24 protein-coding genes are annotated in these 24,931 nt (G+C 64.6%); 11 read left to right on the top strand and 13 right to left on the bottom strand.

The window, feature by feature from the left end; genetic code table 11:
- The first annotated feature begins 81 nt into the window (after positions 1–81).
- Positions 82–1,032 (top strand): adenosine deaminase, encoded by a 951-nt coding sequence (locus AAHM40_RS05890; RefSeq protein WP_342243831.1) that lies wholly within the window; start codon positions 82–84, stop codon positions 1,030–1,032.
- Positions 1,033–1,138: 106 nt separating this feature from the next.
- Here AAHM40_RS05890 and AAHM40_RS05885 read toward each other — a convergent pair whose 3' ends face one another.
- From AAHM40_RS05885 to AAHM40_RS05865, 5 genes are all read right to left on the bottom strand, one after another.
- Complete coding sequence (locus AAHM40_RS05885) at positions 1,139–1,792, bottom strand: 7-cyano-7-deazaguanine/7-aminomethyl-7-deazaguanine transporter (protein ID WP_342243830.1); 654 nt, start codon at positions 1,790–1,792, stop codon at positions 1,139–1,141.
- A gap of 420 nt (positions 1,793–2,212) precedes the next feature.
- A complete protein-coding gene (locus tag AAHM40_RS05880) occupies positions 2,213–2,746 on the bottom strand; it encodes a cytochrome b/b6 domain-containing protein (protein ID WP_342243829.1) in 534 nt (177 codons plus the stop codon).
- A gap of 3 nt (positions 2,747–2,749) precedes the next feature.
- On the bottom strand, positions 2,750–3,016 hold the full coding sequence (locus AAHM40_RS05875; RefSeq protein ID WP_342243828.1) for a PepSY domain-containing protein: 267 nt from the start codon (positions 3,014–3,016) through the stop codon (positions 2,750–2,752).
- 120 nt (positions 3,017–3,136) lie between these two features.
- Entirely contained in the window at positions 3,137–5,677 is a 2,541-nt protein-coding gene (locus AAHM40_RS05870; RefSeq protein WP_342243827.1) for a PAS domain S-box protein, read from the bottom strand.
- A gap of 171 nt (positions 5,678–5,848) precedes the next feature.
- Complete coding sequence (locus AAHM40_RS05865) at positions 5,849–6,763, bottom strand: LysR family transcriptional regulator (RefSeq protein WP_342243826.1); 915 nt, start codon at positions 6,761–6,763, stop codon at positions 5,849–5,851.
- A 101-nt stretch (positions 6,764–6,864) separates the two neighbouring features.
- On the opposite strand from AAHM40_RS05865, the gene AAHM40_RS05860 reads away from it, so the two are divergent.
- From AAHM40_RS05860 to AAHM40_RS05850, 3 genes are all read left to right on the top strand, one after another.
- Positions 6,865–7,881, top strand: coding sequence for a zinc-binding alcohol dehydrogenase family protein (locus AAHM40_RS05860; protein WP_342243825.1), 1,017 nt, complete (start codon positions 6,865–6,867; stop codon positions 7,879–7,881).
- A 241-nt stretch (positions 7,882–8,122) separates the two neighbouring features.
- Complete coding sequence (locus AAHM40_RS05855) at positions 8,123–9,136, top strand: PAS domain-containing protein (RefSeq protein ID WP_342243824.1); 1,014 nt, start codon at positions 8,123–8,125, stop codon at positions 9,134–9,136.
- Between the two features lie 106 nt (positions 9,137–9,242).
- On the top strand, positions 9,243–9,422 hold the full coding sequence (locus AAHM40_RS05850; protein ID WP_137822969.1) for a hypothetical protein: 180 nt from the start codon (positions 9,243–9,245) through the stop codon (positions 9,420–9,422).
- On the opposite strand, the gene AAHM40_RS05845 is transcribed toward AAHM40_RS05850, so the two are convergent.
- The 3 genes from AAHM40_RS05845 to AAHM40_RS05835 form a co-directional block, all read right to left on the bottom strand.
- On the bottom strand, positions 9,419–10,609 hold the full coding sequence (locus AAHM40_RS05845) for a multidrug effflux MFS transporter (protein WP_342243823.1): 1,191 nt from the start codon (positions 10,607–10,609) through the stop codon (positions 9,419–9,421). The two genes, AAHM40_RS05850 and AAHM40_RS05845, sit on opposite strands and share 4 nt — an antisense overlap.
- A 318-nt stretch (positions 10,610–10,927) precedes the next feature.
- Positions 10,928–14,068, bottom strand: coding sequence for an efflux RND transporter permease subunit (locus tag AAHM40_RS05840; protein WP_342243822.1), 3,141 nt, complete (start codon positions 14,066–14,068; stop codon positions 10,928–10,930).
- Between the two features lie 13 nt (positions 14,069–14,081).
- Positions 14,082–15,257 (bottom strand): efflux RND transporter periplasmic adaptor subunit, encoded by a 1,176-nt coding sequence (locus tag AAHM40_RS05835; protein ID WP_342243821.1) that lies wholly within the window; start codon positions 15,255–15,257, stop codon positions 14,082–14,084.
- Between the two features lie 143 nt (positions 15,258–15,400).
- Here AAHM40_RS05835 and AAHM40_RS05830 point away from each other — a divergent pair, with 143 nt between their 5' ends.
- On the top strand, positions 15,401–16,021 hold the full coding sequence (locus tag AAHM40_RS05830) for a TetR family transcriptional regulator (protein WP_342243820.1): 621 nt from the start codon (positions 15,401–15,403) through the stop codon (positions 16,019–16,021).
- Between the two features lie 205 nt (positions 16,022–16,226).
- On the opposite strand, the gene AAHM40_RS05825 is transcribed toward AAHM40_RS05830, so the two are convergent.
- A complete protein-coding gene (locus AAHM40_RS05825; RefSeq protein WP_077525456.1) occupies positions 16,227–16,424 on the bottom strand; it encodes a heavy-metal-associated domain-containing protein in 198 nt (65 codons plus the stop codon).
- 109 nt (positions 16,425–16,533) lie between these two features.
- Between AAHM40_RS05825 and AAHM40_RS05820 the strand changes: the two genes are divergently transcribed.
- From AAHM40_RS05820 to cueR, 3 genes are all read left to right on the top strand, one after another.
- Positions 16,534–16,905: a hypothetical protein gene (locus AAHM40_RS05820; protein WP_342243819.1), complete on the top strand. Its 372-nt coding sequence runs from the start codon at positions 16,534–16,536 to the stop codon at positions 16,903–16,905.
- 61 nt (positions 16,906–16,966) lie between these two features.
- Positions 16,967–19,351, top strand: coding sequence for a heavy metal translocating P-type ATPase (locus tag AAHM40_RS05815; protein WP_342243818.1), 2,385 nt, complete (start codon positions 16,967–16,969; stop codon positions 19,349–19,351).
- Between the two features lie 76 nt (positions 19,352–19,427).
- The gene (gene cueR / locus AAHM40_RS05810; RefSeq protein WP_028630779.1) at positions 19,428–19,829 is read left to right on the top strand and encodes a Cu(I)-responsive transcriptional regulator; all 402 of its coding nucleotides are present in this window, start codon (positions 19,428–19,430) and stop codon (positions 19,827–19,829) included.
- Here the strand turns inward: cueR and AAHM40_RS05805 are convergent.
- The 4 genes from AAHM40_RS05805 to AAHM40_RS05790 form a co-directional block, all read right to left on the bottom strand.
- Positions 19,795–20,697: an EamA family transporter gene (locus AAHM40_RS05805; RefSeq protein ID WP_342243817.1), complete on the bottom strand. Its 903-nt coding sequence runs from the start codon at positions 20,695–20,697 to the stop codon at positions 19,795–19,797. The two genes, cueR and AAHM40_RS05805, sit on opposite strands and share 35 nt — an antisense overlap.
- A gap of 215 nt (positions 20,698–20,912) precedes the next feature.
- Positions 20,913–21,377 carry a bacterioferritin gene (gene bfr / locus AAHM40_RS05800; protein ID WP_342243816.1) on the bottom strand — a complete coding sequence of 155 codons (465 nt, stop codon included), beginning with the start codon at positions 21,375–21,377 and terminating at the stop codon, positions 20,913–20,915.
- 66 nt (positions 21,378–21,443) lie between these two features.
- Complete coding sequence (locus tag AAHM40_RS05795; protein ID WP_280286500.1) at positions 21,444–22,337, bottom strand: PA4780 family RIO1-like protein kinase; 894 nt, start codon at positions 22,335–22,337, stop codon at positions 21,444–21,446.
- 71 nt (positions 22,338–22,408) lie between these two features.
- Positions 22,409–23,302 (bottom strand): LysR family transcriptional regulator, encoded by an 894-nt coding sequence (locus AAHM40_RS05790; protein WP_028630775.1) that lies wholly within the window; start codon positions 23,300–23,302, stop codon positions 22,409–22,411.
- A 101-nt stretch (positions 23,303–23,403) separates the two neighbouring features.
- Between AAHM40_RS05790 and AAHM40_RS05785 the strand changes: the two genes are divergently transcribed.
- From AAHM40_RS05785 to AAHM40_RS05775, 3 genes are all read left to right on the top strand, one after another.
- Positions 23,404–24,045 (top strand): NAD(P)-dependent oxidoreductase, encoded by a 642-nt coding sequence (locus AAHM40_RS05785; protein ID WP_342243815.1) that lies wholly within the window; start codon positions 23,404–23,406, stop codon positions 24,043–24,045.
- Positions 24,046–24,056: 11 nt separating this feature from the next.
- On the top strand, positions 24,057–24,341 hold the full coding sequence (locus AAHM40_RS05780) for a DUF2218 domain-containing protein (RefSeq protein ID WP_342243814.1): 285 nt from the start codon (positions 24,057–24,059) through the stop codon (positions 24,339–24,341).
- Positions 24,342–24,670: 329 nt separating this feature from the next.
- Positions 24,671–24,925, top strand: coding sequence for a hypothetical protein (locus AAHM40_RS05775; RefSeq protein WP_342243813.1), 255 nt, complete (start codon positions 24,671–24,673; stop codon positions 24,923–24,925).
- Positions 24,926–24,931: the final 6 nt, after the last annotated feature.

Here is a 24,931-nt window from a genome sequence, read left to right as displayed (position 1 = left end):
CCCCCACAAGGAGCTGGCTCAGCACATTCCCATCCAGCCAGTTAAACTTTCCGGCGGTCTAGCCTGAAACGAGAAACCACCATGTACGACTGGCTGAATGCCCTGCCCAAGGCTGAGTTGCATCTGCACCTGGAGGGCTCCCTGGAGCCCGAACTGCTGTTCGCCCTGGCCGAACGCAACAAGGTGGCGCTGCCCTGGGCCGATGTGGAAACCCTGCGCAAGGCGTACGCCTTCAACAACCTGCAGGAATTCCTCGACCTCTATTACGCCGGTGCCGATGTGCTGCGCACCGAGCAGGATTTCTACGACCTGACCTGGGCCTACCTCGAGCGCTGCAAGGCGCAGAACGTGATCCACACCGAGCCCTTCTTCGACCCGCAGACCCACACCGACCGGGGCATTCCCTTCGAGGTGGTGCTGACCGGCATACGTCAGGCCCTGGAAGACGGCCGCGAGCAACTGGGCATCAGCTCCGGGCTGATTCTCAGCTTCCTGCGCCACCTGTCCGAAGAGGACGCCCAGAAAACCCTCGACCAGGCCCTGCCCTTCCGCGACGCCTTCATCGCCGTGGGCCTGGACAGCTCGGAGAAAGGCCATCCGCCGAGCAAGTTCCAGCGCGTATTCGACCGTGCCCGCGGCGAAGGCTTCCTCACCGTTGCCCATGCCGGCGAAGAAGGCCCGCCGGAGTACATCTGGGAAGCGCTGGACCTGCTCAAGATCGAGCGCATCGACCACGGCGTGCGTGCCATCGAGGACGAGCGCCTGATGCAGCGCATCATCGACGAACAGATCCCGCTCACCGTCTGCCCGCTGTCCAACATCAAGCTCTGCGTGTTCGAGCACATGCGCCAGCACAACATCCTCGAGATGCTGGAGCGTGGCGTGAAGGTGACGGTGAACTCCGACGACCCGGCCTACTTCGGCGGCTACGTCACGGAAAACTTCGCCGCCCTGCACGAGCACCTGGGCATGACCGAAGACCAGGCGAAGCGCCTCGCGCAGAACAGCCTCGATGCGCGCCTGGTGAAGTGATCGCCGGGGTGGAGCGACTGGAAGAAAGCGGTGTGGAGGTGGTGTCGCTGGGGATGGACGTCAGCCGTGAGGCTGACGTGAAGGCGCGGATGGCGGTGGAGGCGCCTCAGGCAGCCCGTGCCGGGCTGGGCGACAGCAGGCGCAGGATGCCGCCCAGCAACATGCCGTAGAGCGGCACGAAGAACACCAGGCTGATGGCGAGCTTGACGCCGTAGTCGACGGTGGCGATTTCCACCCAGTGTTCGGCCATGAACGGGTTATCACTGCGCCAGAACGCCACGGAGAAAAAGGCGAAGGTGTCGAGCAGGTTGCCCGCGATGGTCGAAGCCACCGGGGCGATCCACCATTGGCGCATCTGCCGCAGACGGTCGAAGACCTGGATATCCAGCACCTGGCCCAGCACATAGGCGAGGAAACTGGCCAGGGAAATCCGCGCAACGAACAGGTTGAACTCGCCCAGGGCCGAGAGGCCGCGGAAGGCCGCCTCCTGGAACAGCACCGAAACTACATAGGACGCCAGCAGGGCCGGCAGCATGACCCGCGCGATCACCCGTCGCGCGGCCTGCTTGCCCATCAGGCGCACAGTCAGGTCGGTGGCCAGGAAGATGAACGGAAAGCTGAATGCGCCCCAGGTGGTGTGCCAGCCGAACAGGGTGATCGGCAGCTGCACCAGGTAGTTGCTGGCGATGATGATGAGGATGTGGAACGCGATCAGGCCGGTCAGCGCCGGGCGCCAGACCGTGGGAGAAGCAGCGGGCATGGTGATTTGCATCCTTTTTACCGATGGGGTGAGGGAACCCATGTCGCGGCCCCCTGGCCAACGACGGCGCGCATTCTAACTTGACCCGCGCGTCAGGAAAAGAAGCTTTCTATGAGCGCGCCCATCCAGGGTGACGAGTAAACAGCCACGTTCGTAGAACCAGGACTTGCCTATGGCTCCTATAAGGGGGTGTCGCGGATGCAGCCGGGCTACTGACGTGTAGGAGCAAGATCCTGATCGGGCTGTTCGCGAGCAAGCTCGCTCTTACAGACAATCCGACTTCATCCTGTAAACCAGGCAACTCGATCGTCACAGGCAGAGCCGATGACGCATGAACACGCCCTAAGGACGTGGTTTCCCAAGTTCATATGAATTCCCCCTACAAAGGGAGCGCATGCGAGAAGGGCCGCGATGCGGCCCTTAGTCGTGAAGCGTCTTGCGCCGCCCGGTCACCATGGACCAGGGCAGGTTCTCGCGTGTGCGCACACTTTCCACCAGCGCCGCCGCGACATGCACGCAGGCCAGCCAGAACAGGCTGTCGGCCATGAAGACATGGATATCCCGGGGCAGGTCCTCGCCCCAGAAGTAGTCGATTTCTTCCATCAGGAAACCGGAGACGCCCAGCCCCAGCATCAGCAGCAGCATGAGGATCATCAACAGCCCGCCCAGGGGCGAGTGCCCTAAGCGGTGCATGTGACCACCGGAAAGCAGCGCCTTGGCGTGGGCCAGCAGGCGTGCCGGGCGCGGCCAGAAATCCGCCCAGCGTGCCGGCCGGGGGCCGACGAAGCCCCAGACCACACGCACCAGCACCACCGCCACGGCGTAGTAGCCGAGCCAACGGTGCCAGCCGTCACCTGCCTCGTTGAGGAAGTAATCACCGATGAATGCCGCCACCAGGGACCAATGACCAATCCTGATCACCGGGTCCCAGAGGCGAACGGTGTCGGCGCTCACCGATCAGTCCTCGATCTCCTGCTTGACCACCTTGCCGTCCACGGGATTGAAGTAGATCTCGACCTTGCGCTTGTCCTTGTCCCAGCCGTAGATCTCGTAGCAATTGCCCTCGGTCACCTTGAATTTCTTGATGTCGTAACCCTGGGACTTGAGGTCGTCCTGGAACTTGGTCTGGTCTTGCCAGGTGGCCTTTTCGGCGGTGGTGCATTCGGTCTTGGCGAACGTCAGCGGGCTGACGAGGGCGAGGGAAAGAAGCAGGAGCTTACGCATGGGAATGACCTCGAGTTGTACGTTCTTTGGCGAAAGGCAATGCAATGCTTTCTCATTTATTGCCATGTCGATGGAGATTAGGCCAGCCTTGGAAGACTGTCATTTCGGGGCCGGCCGGTCTCAGCGATGTTCGACCGCAAATTGACCCCGACCTGCGTGCTTGGCCCGGTAACAAGCTGTATCAGCCTGTTTCAGGAGTTCTGCAGGCTGCGCGTTAGAGCTGTGGATGCAGGACATGCCGATGCTGGCGCCCACGCGAAACTGTTGCCCTTCCCACTCCAGCACCACGCTCTGGATCTGAGCGATCAGCCGCGCTGCCAAAAGCTCCGCCTGAGGCAAAGGGCAGCTGCGCAAGATCAGGGCGAACTCGTCGCCCCCCAGGCGTGCCAGTTGGTCCCCGGCGCGGACCTGAGCTTGCATCAGTCGCGCGAGCTGGCGCAGCAGTTCGTCGCCGGCGGCGTGGCCGGCGCTGTCATTGACCTGCTTGAAACGGTCGAGGTCGATGAAGCAGAGCACGCTGCTGCCATCGTTCTGCAGTACATCACGACAGCTTTCAGCGAGGGCGTCCTCGAAAGCCGGGCGGTTGAGCAGACCGGTGAGGGCATCGTGAGTGGCGGCATAGCGCAGGTGCTTCTGCATGGCCCGCGCCTCGCTGACGTCGGTGAGTACCAGCACGCTGCCCAGCAGGGTGCCGTCACCACTGCGCATGGGGGCCGCCTGACCGCGCAGCGCGATGGTGCCGCCAGCCGGGTGGCGCAGCGAGGCGAGGCCCTGGAGGCTGGTGGCACTGCCCTGCTCCAGGCATTCGCGCACCGGGTTGGGGACCAGGCGGCCGTCTTCGCCTTCCAGTAACAGGATCTGTTCGATGGGCAACCCCTGGGCCTCGTCGCTCTGCCAACCACTCAGCCGCACCGCCACCGGATTGAGAAAGCTGACCCGGCCTTCCAGGTCGGTGGTGATGACGCCGTCGCCGATCGCGTCGAGGGTCACCTGCAACCGCTCACGCTCGTCGTGCAGGCGTTCGGCCAACTGGCGAAGCTCGCTGACGTCCCAGTTGGTACCGACCATGCGCAGCGGCGTGCCGTCGGCATCACAGACCAGGCGCGCATGCCCCTTGAGCACCCGCTGGCCGCCATCGGCGCGACGGATGCGGAACTCGATGTCCAGGCGACGACTGCCTTCCCGCGCGGCCAGCACTTCGCGCTCGGCCCGCTCGGCATCGTCCGGGTGCAGGTGGGCGCGCCAATCGGCATAGGACAGGTCGTCGCCAAGGCTACGGCCGTAGAGGCGGCACATGCCTTCGTCCCAGAGCAGGCGGTCGCTGGCCAGGTCCCATTCCCAGACACCGACGCCACTGGCTTCGGTGGCCACGGAGTAGCGCCGCGCCAGTTCCGCTTCGCGCTCTTCGGCACGCTTGCGCCGGTCGATGTCCTCGATCTGCGAGATGAAATACAACGGCTCGCCTTCGTGGTCGCGCACCAGGGATACCGCCAGCAGGCCCCAGATTTCCCGGCCGCTCTTGTGCAGGTAGCGCTTCTCCAGGCGATAGCTGTGGCGCCGCCCGGCGAGGACTTCCCGGACCAGCTCGAGGTCGTCGGCGAGGTCGTCGGGGTGGGTGAGGTCTTGGAAGCTCAGCGCGGTGAGTTCATCCTCGCTGTAGCCAAGCATGTCGCACAGGGCATGGTTGACCCGCTGCCAGCGGCCGTCCAACCCCACCAGGGCCATGCCTATGGCGGAGTGGTCCATGGCGTCGCGAAAGCGCGTTTCACTCGCCGTCAGCTCGCGACGGCGCTTGCGCAACTGCTCGACCGCGGACGCCAGCAGCAGGGCCGGCAACAAGGCCAGCAGCAATGGCAAGTAGACCAGCAGATCGCGCCAGCCTTTTTCCAGGGCTGGGGTATCGAGCAGGCCGAGGGCGATGATCAGGCCACCACTCACCGACGTCATGGCCACCAGCAGCGCGGTACTGGCGAAGGTCAGGCGCACTGCGGCGATTATCAGCGGCAGGGACAGGTAGACGAAGGGGAAGGGCAACACCAGCAAGGCAAAGGGGGTGCCGAACAGCACCAGACCGCCGTAGAGCAGCAGCTCGTGGCGACGACGCTCGCCAATGAACTCCCACCAGCTGTGCTGGCGCATCCAGACCGCCAGGGGCAGCACCGAGACGGCACCGAGCATGGCGCCCTCGACCCAGTAAATCCAGCCACGTTCGAAGGAATCCAGCCCCTGCCAGGCGAGGATACTGGCCCCCAGGCTGGCCCCCATCAGTGGAGGCAGCAGGGCACCAAAGAACATGAACTGCAGGAAGGCCCCAGGGCTTTCGTTCATCCGCAGCGCGGCGCCACTGACCCGCAACAATGCCGCGGCAAGAATGATCTCCATCAGGTTGGGCGCAATGAAGCTGGACGCGAGCGCCAGGGCATCGCCAAAGGCCAGGTTGGCCAGCAGGTCGGCCAGCATCGCCACCGCCAGAATCGGCGTCCAGCGGCGCAGCGGTTGGTCCCAGAGCAGGGCGACGGTGAAGGCATTGGCGTACCAGAGGGTGGCGATGCTGCCGGGCTGGCGCGACAACCAGACAGCCCCCAAGGCCAGCAACAGGTAGCCGGAGAAGACCAACAACAGGGTCGGCAAGAAAGCGCCTGGTTCGCGTGTACGGGGCATCAGCCGGGTCTCCCACGGCGGGCGCCGGGCGCGGGCCCGGCAGGATTCAGGCAGGTCGGACACAAGTCAGCCACGGGAATCTCCACGCAGGCCACAGCTCATCCAGACAATAGCGGAACCTGAGTTCCGAGCAATTCGACGATCAGACGTCAACGTTGCCGCGACCGACACTTAACTCCAGGGCGCGCCGACGAGTAGCGTGGCGCAACGCGCCTGGACGAACTCGCGGAGCAGGCGCACCGGTTTGCTGAGCTGGGCCCGATGGGCACAGATCAGGTTCAGCGGCGTGGCTTGGCCGCGGTACTCCGGCAGGGCCAGTTCCAGGCGCCCGGCCTGGATGTCGCCGGCCACATCCAGCCAGGACTTGTAGGTCAGCCCCTGCCCGGCCAGCGCCCAGCGCCGCACCACATCGGCATCGTCGCAGACGCGGTTGCCGGTCACCGCCACCACCTGTTCGCGGCGCCCCTCGCTGAAGCTCCAACGGTCATGGACGCGTCCTCCCAGTTGGTAGAGCAGGCAGTTGTGCCCGGCCAGGTCCTCGGGCTGGCGCGGCCGTCCATGGCGGGCGAAGTAGTCGGGCGCGCCGCAGAGCACGCGACGATTGCTGGCGGCCAGTGGCAGCGCCACCAGGCTGGAATCTTCCGGCTCACCGTAGCGGATGGCGATGTCCACAGCCTGGCGGTACAGGTCGGCGATCCGGTCGCTGAGGTGCAGACGAATGCAGAGGCTAGGGTGCTCACGCTGAAGCTCGTCGAGCCAGGGCAACAGCACGTTGCGGCCAAAGTCCGAAGGTGCCGACAGCTGCAACAGGCCGGCAATGTCCTCGCGGCCGCCGGCCAACTGGCGCTGGCCTTCCTCCAGGCTGGCCAGGGCATTGCGCGCATGGACGAGGAACTGCTCGCCCTCCGGGGTCAGGCGCAGGCTGCGCGTGGACCGCACGAAGAGGCGGGTATCGAGCTGCTGCTCCAGACGCTTGAGCGCAGCGCTGGCCACAGCGGGCGAGACGTCCAGCTTGCGGGCGGCGGCCGAGAGGCTACCGTGGTCAGCGGTGCTGACGAACAAGGCGAGATCGTCGAGGCGCAACATTTTCAAACCCTCTTTGAAAGACTGTCGCTTTCTAGCCGATTTTTCTCGCTTGCGAAATAACCGACCATGCGGACCATCAAGCCCTCACGCGGAGAATCCCGATGAAAGCCGTCGCCTACTTCCAGAACCTGCCTATCGATAACCCCGATTCCCTGCAGGACATCGAGCTGCCGGAACCGCAGCCAGGTCCGCGCGACCTGCTGGTGGAAGTCCGCGCCATTTCCGTCAATCCGGTGGATACCAAGGTCCGCCGCAACGCCGCGCCGGAAGCCGGTCAACCCAAGGTGCTGGGCTGGGACGTCGCGGGCGTGGTCAAGGCGGTGGGTAGCGATGTCACCCTGTTCCAGCCGGGCGACCGTGTGTTCTACGCCGGCGACCTGACCCGACCGGGCGGCAACGCCGAGTTCCATCGAGTGGACGAACGCATTGTCGGCCATATGCCGAAGACCCTGGACTTCGCCCAGGCCGCCGCCTTGCCGCTGACCTCCATCACCGCCTGGGAGCTGCTGTTCGACCGCCTGCAAATCGCAGAAGGCAAGGCCGACCAGGGCCAGAGCCTGCTGGTGGTCGGCGCCGCTGGCGGCGTCGGTTCGATCCTCGTGCAACTGGCCCGCCAGCTCACTGGCCTGACTGTAATCGGCACCGCCTCGCGTCCGGAAACCCAGGCCTGGGTCCGCGAGCTGGGCGCCCATCAGGTGCTGGATCACAGCAAACCCCTGGCCGAGGAGTTGCGCCGCGCCGGCCTTGCTCAGGTCAGCCATGTGGCCAGCCTGACCCAGACCGACCAGCACCTGGACCAGTTGGTGGAAGCCCTGGCGCCCCAAGGCCGCCTCGGCCTGATCGACGACCCGGCCTCGCTAGACGTGGCCAAGCTCAAGCGCAAGAGCCTGTCGCTGCACTGGGAGTTCATGTACACCCGCTCGATGTTCCAGACCCCGGACATTCTCGAACAACACCGCCTGCTGGAACGCGTCAGCCAACTGATCGACGCCAGCGTGCTGAAGACCACCGTGGGCGAGCACTTCGGCGCCATCAACGCGGCCAACCTGCGCCGGGCCCATGCCCTGCTGGAAAGCGGTAAGGCCAAGGGCAAGATCGTGCTGGAGGGGTTTGCCTGAAAGCCTTGAACTCCAAGTAGGCAAGACCGTTTGCAGGGCCGGCTTCAGTCCACCGGGACCCTGATGGTGGGCTGAAGCCCACCCTACCTGGCGAATGGAAAGGCTTCGCCGGGTTCCTGGCTGACCGGCGAGCGAATGGACTGGCGAATGGTCCGGTACGCAAATGTAAAGCGACTAGAATTTCCCTGGTTTCGCCAGCGGCCGGCTGCGCCGCATCGCTTTCGCTTCGCCGGGGTCCTGGATGCATCCCACCCTTGCCCAGCCCGCCATTCGTGCGGGCCTCTACCTGCTGTGCGCCGGAGCCTGGCTTCTGCTCTGGGGCACAGGGGCGCTGAGCATTCTCGGACTACTCCTGCTCACCGCCTTGCTGATTTTCTTCCTCGAACGCCGTCATCGCCTGGGTCGCGAACGGCTGCGCCAGGGCCTGCGGCGCACCAGCCTGCAACTGGAGCAGGCGCAGCGCGACGCCATCCTCGGCAACTGGGAGTATGAGCAAAGCTTCGCTTTGAGCCCGGGCGCCCAGCGAATTCTCGGTTGCAGCGACGAAGACAGCCTCGCAGGCCTGCTGAACCGTTTCCATCCGGCCGACCGCAACAGTGTGCAACGCAGCCTGGAGGCGTTGCTCGTGAGCGGCACTGCGCTGGCCGTGAACGCACGCTTGAACCTGCCTAGCGACCAGTCACCCGTCTGGCTGGCCCTGCGCGGAGAAGCCCAGCCCGATGGTCGCGCCTTCGGCACGGTGCAGGACATCAGCGCCCAGAAGCGTGACGAAGAAGCGCTGCGTGCCAGCGAGCTTCGATTCCGGCAGTTGTTCGAGCAGACCCCGCGCATTGCCGTGCAGGGCTACGACCGCCTGCGCCGGGTGATCTACTGGAACCGCGCCAGCGAACAGCTCTACGGCTACACGGTGGACCAGGCCATGGGCCGCTATCTCGAAGACCTGATAATCCCGCCCGCCATGCGCACCCAGGTCATCACCGACATCAACAACTGGATGATCGGCGGCCCGGCCATTCCCGCCAGCGAGCTGACCCTGCAACGCCGTGACGGTAGCCCGGTGACCGTGTTCTCCAGTCACCTGGTGCTACGCAATCTGCACAACCAGCTGGAGCTCTACTGCGTGGATATCGATTTTAGTGCTTTGGAGTCTGCGCGAGACGCTTTGCGGCAAAGCGAGAATCGTTACCAGGAGCTGCTGGATAGCCTCGGCCAGCGTGCTCCGCAGAGCCAATCCAGTTACGGCGAGCAGGGCTAGGACGAACGGCAATTACCGCCAGTCGGCTGCTTGATCCACGTCATTTTCTGTCATCTGCGCAGGTCTACACTGATTTTCCCCACCACTTGATTGGGAGATGACTGAGGTGAAAATTCTCGTTCGTCCGACTACCACCCCTCAGGGTGCGAGCTGGCAAGTCTGCCTGGACCAGCACGCGGTGAGCTTCCGTAGTGAGGCCGAAGCACGCCGATTCGTCAGCGTCCTTGAGGAGCGTCTGAAGGCTCCTCACGTACTGCCGGAAGAGTCTCGGCGAATCGCGAGTTAGCCCAAGGGCGCCTGGCCGTTGCGGTCGAGGCGCCAGGTCAGAAGCGAACAGGCGACTGCCGCGCAGCCGCACAGGCTGATGACCAGGGCCAGGGGGATGGCGCTGCCGTCGTGCAGCACCCCCACCAAGGCGGCGGCACCCGCCGCCACGACAAATTGCAGACTGCCCATCAGCGCGGAGGCGCTACCCGCGTTCTGGCCCTGGCCGGCCATGGCGCAGGCCGAGCCATTGGGCAGGATGCACCCCAGACTGGCGATGCAGCCGAACAGCGGCAGGAGCAGAGGCCAGAGCGCTTGGGTATGCAGGCTGGACACCACCAGCAGCGCCAGCGCACACACCAGATAGATCCAGACCACCCGCCGCATCCAGAAGGCTGGTCCGCGAAAGCGCATCAGGTAGGCGTTGACTTGTGCCACCAGGATGAAGCCCGCCGCATTGATGGCGAACAACCAGCCGTAGTGCTCCGGCGGTACGCCATACAGTTGGATGAAAACGAAAGGCGAGCCGGCGATATAGGCGAACATGCCGGCGATGGCAAAGCCACCGGTCATGCCGTAGGCGAGGAACTGCCAGTCGCCGAACAACCGCCGGTACTGCCCCAGGGCGCCGTTCAGGGGCGCGCGGGGAGCCACGTCTGAGACGGTTTCCGGCAGCCAGGCAGCGATACCCAGCAGCACCAGCGTGCTGAACAGCGTCAGCGCCCAGAAGATCGACTGCCAGCCGAACAACTCCAGCAGCAGGCCTCCACCCAGCGGCGCCAGGAGCGGCGCCAGCCCCATCACCAGCATCAATTGCGAGAAGGCCTTGGCCGAGCCGATCGGGTCACACAGGTCACGCACTACCGCCCGCGAAACCACCATGCCGGCACAGCCGCCCAGCGCCTGGGCGAAGCGCGCCCCTATCAGCCATTCCAGGCTGGGCGCCATCGCGCAGGCCACCGAAGCCAGGGTGAAGATGGTCACGCCCACCAGCAGTGGCGGACGCCGGCCGAAACGGTCCGCCAGCGGGCCGTAGATGAGCTGACCGAAGGCCAGGCCGACGAAGTAGGACGCCAGGGTCAGTTGCACATGCTCCACGTCCGTGACGAAGGCCTGGGCAATCGCCGGGAAGCTGGGCAGGTAGAAGTCGATGGCCATGGGGCCGAAGGCACTGAGGGCCCCGAGCAGGAGGAGGATGCGGAAAGTCATGGTCGAGGCAGGCGCCGTCCCTTGCAGATAGGCGCCAGATAGTAACAGGGGATTTCAGGACAAGGCGTTCATTTGGCTATGTCTGCATGACGTGTTGCAGGCAGCTGCATTGCCCGTAGGAGCTGGCTTGCCAGCGAATGGCGGCATTTCGCTGGCAAGCCAGCGCCTACAGGGCTCTTGGCCAGAGGGTAAATTGCTCGCAACAGCTAACGCAGACATAGCGGTTCATTTCGCCAAGGACGGCGTAGCCGCCCTCAGCGAGACTCCGCAAGGCCGAGCTTCGGCCGACATGGCGAATGAACTCGCCCCTACAGCCCGTCATCCCTCATGGGCCTGCTCGGCCTTGGGAGCTTTCTTGCGATCCAGCCATTCCGAGGCCTGCTCCACCAGCATGAAGAACATGGGGATGAGGAAGGTCGCCAGCAGGGTCGCAGCGAGCATGCCGCCGATCACCCCCGTGCCGATGGAATGGCGGCTTGCCGAACCGGCACCCGAACTGATGGCCAACGGCACGCAACCAAGGATGAAGGCCAGGGAGGTCATCACGATCGGCCGGAAGCGCAGCTTGGCGGCCTCCAGCGCCGCCTGTGCAGGCTTCATGCCCTGTTCGCGACACAGGACCGCGAACTCGACGATCAGGATGGCGTTCTTCGCCCCCAGGCCGATCAGGGTCACCAGGCCGACCTGGAAGTACACGTCGTTCTGGATACCGCGCAGCCACACCGCGAGGATGGCGCCGAACACCGCGAAGGGCACCGCGGTGACCACCGCCAACGGGAGGGTCCAGCGTTCGTACTGGGCGGCGAGGATCAGGAACACCATGATCAGGCCGAAAACGAACGCGATACTGCCGGAGCCATGGGACGCCAGTTCCTGGAAGGCCGAACCGATCCAGCCGAGGGTGTAGTCCTCGCCAAGCACTTCATCCGCCACTTCCTGCATGGCCTCCAGCGCCTGGCCGGAACTGTAGCCCTGCGCCGGTCCGCCGAGGATCTTGGCAGCCGGGTAGACGTTGAAGCGGGCGTAGGAGTCCGGCCCGAGGATGCGCGCCACCCGAACCAGGGATGACAGCGGCACGAGGTCATTGCTGGCTGAGCGCACGTAGACCTGGCTGAGATCATCCGGCTTGCGGCGGAACTCCGGCTCCGACTGCAGGCTCACCTGCCAGGTACGCCCGTAGAGGGTGAAGTCGTTGACGTAGTAACTGCCGAACGTCGACTGCATGGCCGTGAACACATCGTTGATGGCCACGCCCAGGGCGCGAGCCTTGGTGCGATCCAGGTCGATGTAGTACTGCGGCACGTTGGCGTTGAAGGTGGTGTTGACCCCGGCCAGTTCTGGCCGTTTGGCCGCTGCCGCGAGGAACTTCTGCACCACGCCTTCCAGCTGCTGCACGGTGCCGCCGCTACGATCCTGGATATAGGCCTCGAAGCCGCCGGTGGTACTCATGCCGGTGATCGGCGGCGGGTTGAAAGTCAGCACCACGCCATCTTTCTGCCCGGCGCCCATGGCCATGAAGGTGTGCGTCAGGTTACGCGCGTCCAGCTCGGGTGTGGTGCGCTCGCTCCAGTCCTTCAGTGGCACGAAGGACACCCCGGCGTTGCTGCGGGTACCGTAGGTGAGGATGTCGAAGCCAGCGAATGTGACCACGTCCTGCACTGCCGGATGCTTCATCAATTGTTCGCCGACGGCGCTGGTGAGCTCCTCGGTGCGAGTCAGCGAAGCTGCCGGCGGCAGGAAGTAGGCGTTGAGCACGTAGCCCTGGTCTTCGTCCGGCACCAGGGCACCCGGTACGCGGCCGAATAGCACGACCATCAGCGCGATCATGCCGCCGAACAGCACCAGGCCGACCATTGCGCGCTTGAGGAAGAACTGCACGCCGGCGCCGTAACCGGCAGTCATGCGCTCGAAGAAAGTGTTGAACCAGCGGAACGGTGCCGCAGGCTCACTATGAGTGGGCTTGAGCATCAATGCGCAGAGCGCCGGCGAAAGCGTCAGCGCAACAATGCCGGAGATCACCACTGAGACAGCGATAGTGATCGCGAACTGCTGGTACATCTGCCCGGCCAGGCCACCGAGGAAGCCCACCGGGATGAATACCGCGCAGAGCACCAGCACGATCGCAATGATCGGGCCGGTCACTTCTTCCATGGCCTCGATTGCCGCCTCGCGGGCCCCGATCTTCTTGGTCGCCATCACCCGCTCGACGTTTTCGATCACCACGATGGCGTCGTCCACCACGATACCAATCGCCAGCACCATGCCGAACAGAGTCAACAGGTTGATGGAGAACCCGAGCATGTACATGCCGGCGAAGGTACCGATCAGCGACACGGGGATCGCGAGCACCGGGATCAGCGTGGCACGCCAGTTCTGCAGGAAGATGAAGACAACCAGTACCACCAGCACCAGGGCCTCGAAGAAGGTGTGGATCACCTCTTCGATAGAGACTTCAACGAACTTGGTGGTGTCGTAGGGGATCTTGTAGGTGATGCCTTCGGGGAAGCGCTTGGCCAGCCGCTCCATGGTGGTCCTCACCGCTTCGGCGGTGTCCAGCGCGTTGGCGCCTGGCTGCAAGTAGATACCGAAGGCGGCGTTCTGCTGGCCGTTCAGCGAGGTCATCAGGGAGTAGTCCTGGGCCCCCAGCTCGACCCGCGCCACATCTTTCAGCAACAGGCTGGCGCCGGTGGCATCGGAGCGCAGGATGACGCTCTCGAACTCCTTCGGATCAGTGAAACGGCCCTGGGTGGTGACGGTGTAGGTGAAGTCCTGCGCCTGATTCAGCGGCTGCTGACCAAAGCTGCCGGCGGCGAACTGGGAGTTCTGCTCACGAATGGCGTTGACCACATCCGTGGGGGTGAGATCGTACTGCGCCAGCTTGTCGGGCCGCAGCCAGATGCGCATGGAGTAGTCCTTGGAGCCGAACTGGCTGGCATCCCCCACGCCAGGAATCCGCTTCAGCTCGTCGATGACGTTGATCAGTGCGTAGTTGCTGATGAAGATCGGATCGCGGGAATTGTCCGGCGAATAGAGGGTGACCACCTGGAGGATGTCGGAGGATTTCTTCTCGACCTTCACACCCTGCCGGCGCACCTCTTCCGGCAGCTTGGCCAGTGCGGCCTGAACCTTGTTGTTGACGTCGATGGTGGCCTGGTCAGGATCGCGCCCCACCTCGAAGTACACAGTCAGGCTCATGGCGCCGCTGCTGTCGGAGTTGGACAGCTGATAGATCATGCCCTCCACGCCGTTGATTTCCTGCTCCAGGGGCGCGGCAACGGTTTCGGCGATCACCTGGGAACTGGCGCCGGGATACATGGCCGAAACCGAAACCTGCGGCGGAAGGATTTCCGGGTACTGGGCGATGGGCAATGCGCGCATGGCGGCGAGACCCGCGAGCACGACGACAATGGAGATGACCGCCGCGAAGACGGGGCGGTCGATAAAGAAGCGCGAGATCACGTTATGCGCTCCTTCAGGACTGTTTGGAGGTTTGGTCGGCAGGCGCCTTGCTGGCCTCGACCGCCTTCACCGGCGAGTCGGGGCGTACCTTGGGCAGGCCCTCGACTATCACCCTGTCGCCAGCCGTAACGCCGGACTCGATCACCCAGCGACCATCGCTGGTATCGCCGGTCTTGACCTGGCGCACGCGCGCCATGCCGTCCTTGTCGACCACATAGACGAAGGTACCGCGCGGTCCCTGGGCGAGAGCACGCTCAGGCAGGGTAATGGCCTGTGGGCGGGTGAAGCCCTTCACCAGCACTCGCACGAACATGCCGGGCAGCAGCTTTTGTTCCGGGTTGGGTACCACAGCCCGGGCACTGACAGTGCCGGTGCCGGTGTTGACGAAACTGTCGGTGAAGTCGACCCGGCCGGAGAGCGGGTAGGTGGAACCATCGCCGAATTTCAGGTCCGCGCTGAGCAGGCCGTCCGGCGGCAGTTCGACCTTGCCGTTCTTCACGCCATCACGCAGGCGCTCGGCTTCGGTGTCCGGGTAGGCGAAGTTGACGTAGATGGGATCGAGCTGGGTGAGTTGGGTCAGCAGGCTGCCGTTCGGGTCGCCGGCGACCACCAGGCTACCTTCGGAACGGGTCTCCTTGCTGGTCATGCCGGAGATGGGGGCTTCCACCGTTGTGTAGTCGAGGTCGATCTGCCGGGCCTTCACCTCGGCCTGTGCGGCTTCGACGTTGGCCTTGCTCTGTTCGAAGTTGGAAATCGCGTTATCCAGTTCGCTCTCGCTGGCGAAGCCCTTCTTCTGCAGCTCGCGAGTACGCTTGAGGTCGCGCTCGGTCTGGCGGTAACGCGCCTGCTCCTGCGCCAGGGCCCCCTTGGCCCGCGCCAGAGCCGCCTCGTAGGTGCGCGGGTCGATGCGGAACAGCACCTGCCCCTGCTTCACCCGGCTGCCTTCGGTGTAGGTACGCTGCTGGAGGATGCCGCTGACCTGGGCACGGACCTCCACCTCGCGAAAGCCCGCTGTGCGCCCGGCATACTCGAGAGTCAGCGGAAGCGGAGCGGCCTTGGCGGTTTCCACAACCACCTCGGGAGCCGGCGGCGCGCCACCCGGCGCATCAGCTGCGCCCGCAAGGCCAGCAAAACTGGTGCTTGCGGCGAACAGTGCAAGGCTGAAGGAAAGGTTTCGAGCAAACGGCATGAGGCGTCTCCATACGGTGCCGAGTCGGCAAAAAATCAAGCGCTGAACTATACATTCAATTGTGTCTGTAAAGGTCATGTACCAGCAAAGTCGGTACACTCCGCTCCCCAACAAGAAGCCTAGACAGTATTGGCCCAACTGCTATGCGCAGAACAAAAGAAGAAGCTGAGAAAACCCGAGGCGCAATCCTCGACGCCGCTGAACACCTGTTCCTGGAAAATGGTGTGGCACACACGTCCCTGGAACAGATCGCGCGCGCCGCTGGGGTGACCCGTGGCGCGGTCTACTGGCATTTCCAGAACAAGGCCCACTTGTTCCACGAAATGCTGTCCCAGGTGCGCCTGCCCCAGGAACAGATGATCGACCGCCTGTGCGGCTGCAATGGCCAGGACCCGATGCTGTCCCTGCGCGACCTCTGCCTGGAGGCCATCATCAACCTGGCGCGGGACGAACAACGCAAGCGCATCTTCAACATCCTGCTGCATCGCTGTGAGTTCACCGAGGAACTGCGGGAGGCCGAAGAGCGCCACTATGCCTTCGTCGACCAATTCATCCAGTTGTGCGAAGCCTTATTCGACCGCCCTGCCTGCCGCGAACGGCTGCGCCCTGGCATCAAGCCATTGCACGCGTCCCGGGCGGTCCACGCACTGGTTATCGGTCTGTTCAGCGACTGGACCCGCGACCCGCAGCTGTTCGACCCGTTGCAGGATGCCGAACCCATGGTGGACGCACTGTTTCGCGGGCTGGTGAAGGACTGGGACTGATTACGGGCTCAATGCGTGGAGGTGGACCCACTCGCCAAGGGCGGCGCAGTCGACCCACGAGGCTCGAATGGCGAACCTGCGGTCCGCTTGGCGATTGAAATCGCCCCCACAGGGCGCATGCCGGAGGTTGGCTCCTCGTTGTGGGGGCGAATTCATTCGCAAAAGGGCAGCGAAGCTGCCCCGAAACCATCCAGCGGACGGGTTATCAGGCCGCCTCGGCCTGATAACCCTCTTCGCGAATCGCTTCCAGAACCTGATCTTCCGCCAGCCGGCTGGCTACTCGCACTTCACCGGCTGCCAGGTCCACCTGCACTTCGGCGGCCTGATCGCGGGCCTGCACGGCCTGGGTGATGGCGCGGACGCAGTGCCCGCAAGACATGCCTTGAACCTTGAATACCTGCATGGTCGTTCTCCTTGTGAGTGGAACCTGGCGCCAGTCTCATCCTTTCCACGGTGGCAAGGTCAAGGGCTGCTCCTACACTGGGTTGAACATCTTGCAGGAGAACTCCGCCATGTACGGCCTCCGCCCTGCCCTGCTCGGCCTGCTGACCGCCCCGCTGCTGGCACAGGCCCAGCCACCCATCGATTACGGCGTACTGATCGTTTCCCGCGAGCGCCTCGAGCTCGCCACCGCCTGCGATGTCGGACTCTATCTGGAAGATCAGTTGGCCGCACGGCTGGTGCAAGGCCAGGTGGTGTCCTTCAACCTGCCGCCCGGCCCCCTGTCGATCCGCCTCAGCCTGCTCGGCCCGGGTCCCTGCAAGCCGGGTGTCGAGCAACTCCGCTACCAGAGCATTACCTTGATGGCTGGAGAGGTACGCAAATTCCGGCTGGCACAAAGCACCGAAGGCCTTTATCTGGTGCAAACCACTGCGGCCCAGTGACCTCTTGACCTTTCCCTCGTGTCAAGGTTGATCCTAGTCCGCAGATTAGGAGGATCAGCCCATGACCAACCCAACCGCCTTCGACCTGCCCATATCAGGCATGACCTGCGCCAGTTGCGCCGGCCGTGTCGAGCGCGCCCTGGCCAAAGTGCCGGGCGTACAGGCCGCCAGCGTCAACCTGGCCACTGAACAAGCCCGCGTCCAGGCCCCCGGCGAAAGCCTGCCGGCCCTGGTGGCGGCGGTGGAGGCCGCGGGCTATCGGGTACCCGCCCAGCGCCTGGAACTGGCCATCGGCGGCATGACCTGCGCCAGTTGCGCCGGTCGCGTCGAACGTGCCCTGCGCAAGGTGCCGGGGGTCGCTGAAGTGACGGTGAACCTGGCCAGTGAACGTGCCCATTTGCAGCTCTTCGGCCAACACGACCACGACCGCCTGATCCAGGCCGTGGAGGCCGCCGGCTATACCGCCAGCCTGGTGGACGATGCTCGTCCGCCCGTAGACGACGCTGAAACCCGCCTGCGTCGGGAGCGCTGGGCGGTCCTGATCGCCCTCGCCCTGGCCCTGCCACTGGTGGTGCCGATGCTGCTGGAAGGGTTCGGCCTGCACTGGATGCTACCGGCCTGGGCGCAGTTCGCCCTGGCCACCCCCGTGCAGTTCATTCTCGGCGCACGCTTCTATCGCGCGGCCTGGAAGGCGGTGAAAGCCGGCACCGGCAACATGGACCTGCTGGTGGCCATCGGCACCAGCGCCGGTTACGGCTTGAGCCTCTATCAATGGTGGGCGGCCCATCCCGGCCACACGCCGCACCTCTATTTCGAAGCGTCGGCCGTGGTAATCGCCCTGGTGCTGCTAGGCAAATACCTGGAAAGCCGCGCCAAGCGCCAGACCAGCGCGGCCATTCGCGCGCTGGAAGCCCTACGCCCGGAACGCGCCACACGTCTTGTTGAAGGCAGGGAGGAAGACGTCGCCATCGCCGCCTTGCAACTGGGCGACCTGCTGGTGGTCAAGCCCGGAGAGCGCTTCCCCGCTGACGGCGAGGTGAACGAAGGCCTGAGCCATGCCGACGAAGCCTTGATCAGCGGCGAGAGCCTGCCAGTGCCCAAACAACCCGGTGATCGCGTCACTGCTGGCGCCATCAACGGTGAAGGCCGGTTACTGGTACGCACCACGGCCCTTGGCGGGGAAACCGTGCTGGCGCGGATCATCCGTCTGGTAGAGGACGCCCAGGCGGCCAAGGCGCCGATCCAAAAACTGGTGGACCGCGTCAGCCAGGTATTCGTCCCGGCAGTGCTGCTGATCGCCTTCGCCACCCTGGCGGGCTGGCTGCTGGCCGGCGCCGGCTTCGAAACCGCGCTGATTAACGCCGTTGCGGTGCTGGTGATCGCCTGCCCCTGCGCCCTCGGCCTGGCCACGCCGACCGCGATCATGGCTGGAACCGGCGTGGCGGCGCGCCACGGCATCCTGATCAAGGACGCCGAAGCCCTGGAAATCGCACATGCCGTGCAGGCGGTGGCTTTCGACAAGACCGGCACCCTGACCTCCGGCAGCCCGCGCATTGCCCACCTGGCGGCGCTGGATGGCAATGAAGATCAGCTGCTGCAACTGGCCGGCGCACTGCAGCGCGGCAGTGAACACTCATTGGCCAAGGCGGTTCTGGACGCTTGCGCCGAACGCCACCTGGAAACGCCCGCTGTGGACGCCAGCCAGGCCCTGGCCGGACGTGGCATCCAGGGACGGGTGAACGACCGCATGCTGGCCCTGGGCAACCGTCGCTTGCTGGACGAGCAGAAACTCGCGGCCGATGCGCTGACCAACTACGCCACGGCGTGGGAAGCCGAGGGCCGCACCCTGTCGTGGCTGCTGGAGTTGAAGCCTGAGCATCGCGTGCTCGGTCTGTTCGCCTTCGGCGACACGCTGAAGGACGGCGCCGCCGAAGCCATAGAGGCCCTGCGCGAGCGGAATATCCACAGCCACCTGATCACCGGCGACAACCGTGGCAGCGCGCGGGTGGTGGCCGAGGCGCTGGGCATCGATTCGGTCCATGCCGAGGTGCTGCCAGCCGACAAGGCGGCCACCGTAGCCGCGCTCAAGGCCCAAGGAGTCGTGGTCGCCATGGTCGGCGACGGTATCAACGACGCACCGGCCCTGGCCGCTGCCGACGTCGGCATCGCCATGGGTGGCGGCACCGACGTGGCCATGCACGCGGCCGGCATCACCCTGATGCGCGGCGACCCGCGCCTGGTGCCGGCGGCCCTGGATATCTCGCGGCGCACCTATGCGAAGATCCGCCAGAACCTGTTCTGGGCCTTCATCTACAACCTGATCGGTATTCCCCTGGCCGCCGCCGGCCTGCTCAGCCCGGTGGTAGCGGGCGCAGCCATGGCGCTGTCCAGCGTCAGCGTGGTGAGTAACGCACTGCTGCTGAAAACCTGGAAGCCGGATGAATGAAGCCCGCTCCCGTAGGGGCCAGTTTGCTGGGCAAGCTCGCTCCTACGGTCGAGGAACCGCACGAGAGGAAAGGCGAATGAACATCGGCCAAGCCGCCAAGAAAAGCGGGCTTACCGCAAAGATGATCCGCTACTACGAAGGCATCGGCCTGCTGCCGGAGGCCGGACGCACAGACAGCGGCTACCGCCAATACAGCGCTCAGGACCTGCATACCCTCGCCTTCATCAAGCGCTCGCGGGACCTGGGTTTCTCGCTGGAGGAAGTGGGCCGTTTGCTGGAACTCTGGCAAGACCGCCAGCGCGCCAGCGCCGATGTGAAGTCGCTGGCCCGCGACCATATCGAAGCGCTGAACCGCAAGATCGCCGAGCTGGCGGGCCTGCGTGACACCCTTCAGGAATTGGTGGATCACTGCCAGGGCGATCACCGGCCCGACTGCCCGATCCTCAAGGATCTGGAGTCAGGCGGCTGCTGCCACTGAACACTCGGCCGAGCGCGCCCTTGGGCAGCACGCTGATCGCCAGGCCGACAAACACCAGTACGCACGCCAACCCGCCGGCAGCGCTGAGCTGTTCACCCAACAGCAGCCAGCCTGACAGCAGGCCGGACACCGGAACCGCCAGGGCAAAGGGCGTCACCAGACTGGCCGGATAGCGCTGTAGCAGGAAGCTCCAGAGGCCAAAGCCCACAGTGGTCGCCAGGAACGCGATATAGACCAGCGCGCCGATACCGCCCCAGCTAGGGTGGCTCAGGGCGCCGGCGATGGCCTCCGGACCTTCGAAGATGTACGAGAGCGCCAGCAGGGGAAGCGGCGGAATCAGGCTGACCCAGCAGATCAGCCGCAGCATGTCCTTCGCGCCGCTGCGCTTGGTGGCGATGTTGGCGAAGGCCCAGGCCAGCGCGGCGGCGATCACCAACATGAAGGCCAGCAGGCTGTCTCCCAGCGGCCGGCCGAATCCGATCAGTACCAGGCCAGAAGCGGCCAGCAAAAGCCCCATCAGACCACGGCGACTGGGTCGCTCTCCGAGGAACAGCGCCGCGATCAGGATGGTGAAGAACACCTGGCTCTGCAGCACCAGCGAAGACAATCCGGCGGGCATGCCCAGGTGCATGCCAACGAAGAGCAGGCCGAACTTGATCACCCCGAGCAACAGGCCGATCTGCACGATGCGCCAGAACGGCGCCGGCATCGGCCCGCGCAGGAACAGCAGCGGCAAGGCTGCGAGGGCAAAGCGCAAGGCGCAGAACAGCAGTGGCGGGAAGTCTTCCAGACCGACCTTGATCACCACGAAATTGACGCCCCAGATCAGGGTGACCAGCAGGGCCAGGAGGATGTGCGGGACAGGCATGGCGAGGGCTCCAAAAACTCAGCACACGCTAACAGCCTGGCGGGCGGATGTAAGGACACAGAAGGCTGCAAAAATCACCTGAGGCTGTATGGCTGCCTTCCCCCTCTCCCGCCAGTAGGGGCAGGCGACAATCCGCTCGGCCCGCGAAGCCCAACGTCCGAGCCGCCAAATTAAAAAGGCCGCAATCGCGGCCTTTCCGGTTCAGTTCGATCAGCTCAAGTCTGGGACTGCAGGTAGTTCTTCAGGCCGATGCGGTCGATCATGCCGAGCTGCTGCTCCAGCCAGTAGGCATGGTCTTCTTCGGTATCCTTGAGCTGGGCGGCGAGGATGTCGCGGCTCATGTAGTCCTTGTGCTTCTCGCACAGGGTGATGCCCTTGCTCAGCGCGGCGCGCACTTCGTATTCCAGCTTGAGGTCGGCGCGCAGCATGTCTGGCACGGTGTGGCCGGGGTGGATGGTACGCGGGCGCATATCCGGGGTGGCCTCGAGGAAGAGGATGCGCTGCAGCAAGGCGTCAGCGTGTTGGGTTTCCTCTTCCATCTCGTGGTTGATGCGCTCGAACAGCTTGTTGAAGCCCCAGTCCTGGTACATCCGCGAATGCAGGAAGTACTGGTCCCGGGCAGCCAGTTCACCGCGCAACAGGTCCTTGAGGTAATCCACCACTTCAGCTTGGCCTTGCATCAGCCCATCTCCTGAAAAAACCAATGAACAAGGATCGTGCGCCGATCCCGCCCGGTCAAGTCAGTCTCACCCGACCATCCATGGCGGTGTCGGTTCTTCCCGTCCGACCGGAGCGTCCTGCTCGGACAAGGCCGCCTGGCGACGGGCTTCATCGGCCAGGGCGGCCTTGATTTCACGCATCACGGCATCCAGATCAGCGGTGTCCTCGGTCTCGGCGAACTCGCCGGTAAGCGGGGTTTCCGGGGTCAGTTTGCCTTCTTCGAAGAGCGCCCACATTTCCTTCGCATAGCGGGTGTACAGCAGCTCAGGCGCGAACTGACCGAAATAGGCCGACATGTTGCCGACATCACGCTCGAGCATGCGGAATGCGTGATTGTTGCCAGCAGCGTCCACGGCCTGGGGCAGGTCGATGATCACCGGACCATAAGGATCGAGGAGCACGTTGAACTCGGACAAGTCGCCATGGACCAGGCCGGCGCAGAGCATTTTGACGATCTCGCCGATCATGAAGGCATGGAATTCGCGGGCATCCTCGGGCGTCAGGTCGACGTCATTCAGGCGCGGTGCGGCATCGCCCTCGCCATCGCTGACCAGCTCCATCAGCAGCACGCCATCGAGGAAGTCGTAAGGCTTGGGTACCCGCACCCCTGCGTTGGCCAGGCGGAACAACGCAGCCACCTCGGCGTTCTGCCAGGAGTCCTCGCGCTCGCGGCGGCCGTATTTCGAGCCCTTGGCCATGGCCCGGGCATCACGGCTGTTGCGGACTTTGCGGCCCTCCTGGTACTCGGCGGCCTGGCGGAATCCGCGCTTGTTGGCCTCCTTGTAAACCTTGGCGCAACGCAGCTCGCTGCCGCAGCGCACGACGTACACGGAGGCTTCCTTGCCGCTCATCAGCGGGCGCAGGACTTCATCGATCAGGCCATCTTCCAACAGTGGCTCAAGGCGTTTCGGGGTCTTCATTCAGGTGCAGCGGGCATCGTCGGGGGAAATGGAACAATGGCCGACGTTATACGGCATGCAGGCTCCGACGGCTATCCACGACGCGAAAGACCACGACGAAGGGTTTCGATGGCATAGCGCACCTTGGCCGGCTGCGCATCGCGCCGAGGGGTGACGATGTAGAGCCCCACAGGCTTGGGCTGCCACTCAGGCAGCAGCGCCAGCAGCCGACCGCTGGCCAGTTCTTCCCGGACCTCCGGCTCCGGCTGCAAGGACAGGCCCAGCCCTGCCAGGGTGAAGCTGCGCACGGCGAGGATGTTGTTGCAGGCCACTCGCGGCTCCAGGCGCAGCCGCTGCTCTTCCCCACCAGGGCCGGTGAAGCTCACCTGGTGTTGCTGGCGTTCGCCGTTGAGACTGATCCAGTCCAGCTCCAGCAGGCGTTCCGGGCGCTGGATCGGCCCACTACGGGCCAGGTAGGCCGGGGCACAACAGAGCACCGCCGGCCAATCAGCGAGGTGGCGGGCCACGAGGCTGGAGTCTTCCTGGCGGCCGACGCGGATAGCCAGGTCGATGCGCTGCTCCACCAGGTCGATCTGCTCGTCATGGAAGAACAGCTGGAGGCTCAGGCCCGGATGGGCCTCCAGCAACGGCGCCAGGGCCTCGGTGAGCATGCCGTTGGAGAAGCCGACCGGAGCGGCGATACGCAACTCACCCACCGGCGCATCACGCAGTTCGGCCAGACGCTGTTCGGCCTGCTGCGCCAGTTCCAGTACCTGGGCGCAACTCTTGTAGAACACCGCGCCCGCTTCGGTCAGGGTCAGCTTGCGGGTGGTGCGGTGCAGCAGGCTGACCTGGGTTTCTGCTTCCAGCTTGCGGATCTGCTGGCTGACCGCCGAAGCCGTCATGCCCAGCACCTCTGCCGCGGCCACCATGCTGCCGCGCTCCACTACCGTGGCGAACACGGCCATGCGCTTGAGCTGTTCCATTCGTAAGCTCCGCTTAATTGTGAAAGCGCTTTCAAGCACTTTTTCCATCGATTATCCAGCAGCGATTATGCGCCACCTCGCAACCCGCCTTGGAGATGCTCATGAAAATCGCCCTGATCGGCGCCAGCGGTTTCGTCGGTTCCGCCGTCCTCGACGAAGCCCTGCAACGCGGCCACCAAGTGACCGCCATCGTCCGCCACCCGGAAAAACTCCCCCAGCACGCCAACCTGACAGTCCTCAAGGGTGACGCCTATGACGCCGCCGCCATCGCCCAGGCCGTGGCCGGCCATGAGGCGGTGGTCCACGCCTTCAACCCCGGCTGGGGCGAGGCGAAGATTCGCGAGCTGTTCATCCAGGGCACCCAGGCCATCTTCGCCGGGGTCAAGCAAGCCGACCTGAAACGCCTGCTGGTGGTGGGCGGCGCCGGCAGCTTGTATGTCGCACCGAACCTGCAACTGATCGACACACCCGACTTCCCCGCCGCCTACAAGGAAGGCGCCGAAGGCGCGCGCCAGGCGCTCAACCTGATCCGCGAAGAACACAGCCTGGACTGGACCTTCCTCTCCCCACCCGCGCTGCTGGAGCCGGGCGAGCGCAGCGGCCGTTTTCGTATCGGCGGCGACCAGTTGCTGATGAGCGGCGATCACCCGGCACGCATCAGCGTGGCCGACCTGGCCGTGGCCATCATCGACGAGCTGGAACAACCCCAGCACATCCGCCAACGCTTCACTGTCGGCTACTGAGGAGAGTTCCCATGACCCTGACCGCATCCGCCCATGTCACCACCGCCACCCCGGCGCGCTACATCAGCCGCCTGTGCAAGCACTTCGCCCACCGTGTGCCAGTGAGTTACGACGAACAGCAGGGCCGCATCGAATTCGACCTGGGCCTCGGCCTGCTGCGCGTCGAAGGCGACGGCCTGGCCCTGGCCGTGGAAAGCCAGACGCCGGAGGGCCTGGAGCGCCTCAAGGATATCGTCGGCAGCCACTTCGTCCGCGTGGCATGGCAGGAGGAACTGAACCTGGAATGGAAGGCCTGAAGCGGCGGCTGCGTCCTTAGGGGGGACGCAGCCCAGACCTTCAGTAAAACCGGATCGCCCCGATACCGACCGACCCGAGCACCGCTGTAGATTCCCCCGCCCGTCCTCCCCCCCATTCGGTGTGCGGCTTGCCCCACCCCTGAGTGCAAATCCCCACTCCAATCACCTGAGAACCGCCGAAGCCCTTTGAAACGCGTGGGTTAGAGCACCCTAGGCGGTATGGCATAGCCATTGCTGAGACACGACTGCAACTGCGCGGTACCCAGGTGCAGGCCGGGAAGGCTGCAAGCGCGCGCACACGCTGGCGAGCAATAGGGAGGTTCTTTCGAATGACAGACGCAAGACTTCAGGCCGCCCCCGACCACCCCCAGGCCGACCATCCCTGGATCGAGTACGTGGCAGGGCAATGGGTCTTGGTACGCAAGCGCCGGGCTCCGGATGAGCGACGCTGCTATCACGCCATGCGCGCCCACATCGACTTGCTGCTCTATCTGGGATGGAGCATCACCGGACGCGACCCGGTGCGGCTTGAATTCGACCAGATGGTGAAGATCGTCAGGCGCGGCGCGCTGATCGACGGATAAGCGGGT

This window comes from Pseudomonas sp. OTU5201 (assembly GCF_038440135.1).
In the GTDB taxonomy this organism is placed as follows: Bacteria; Pseudomonadota; Gammaproteobacteria; order Pseudomonadales; family Pseudomonadaceae; genus Metapseudomonas; species Metapseudomonas resinovorans.
This window is presented reverse-complemented; position numbering and strand designations above follow the sequence as displayed.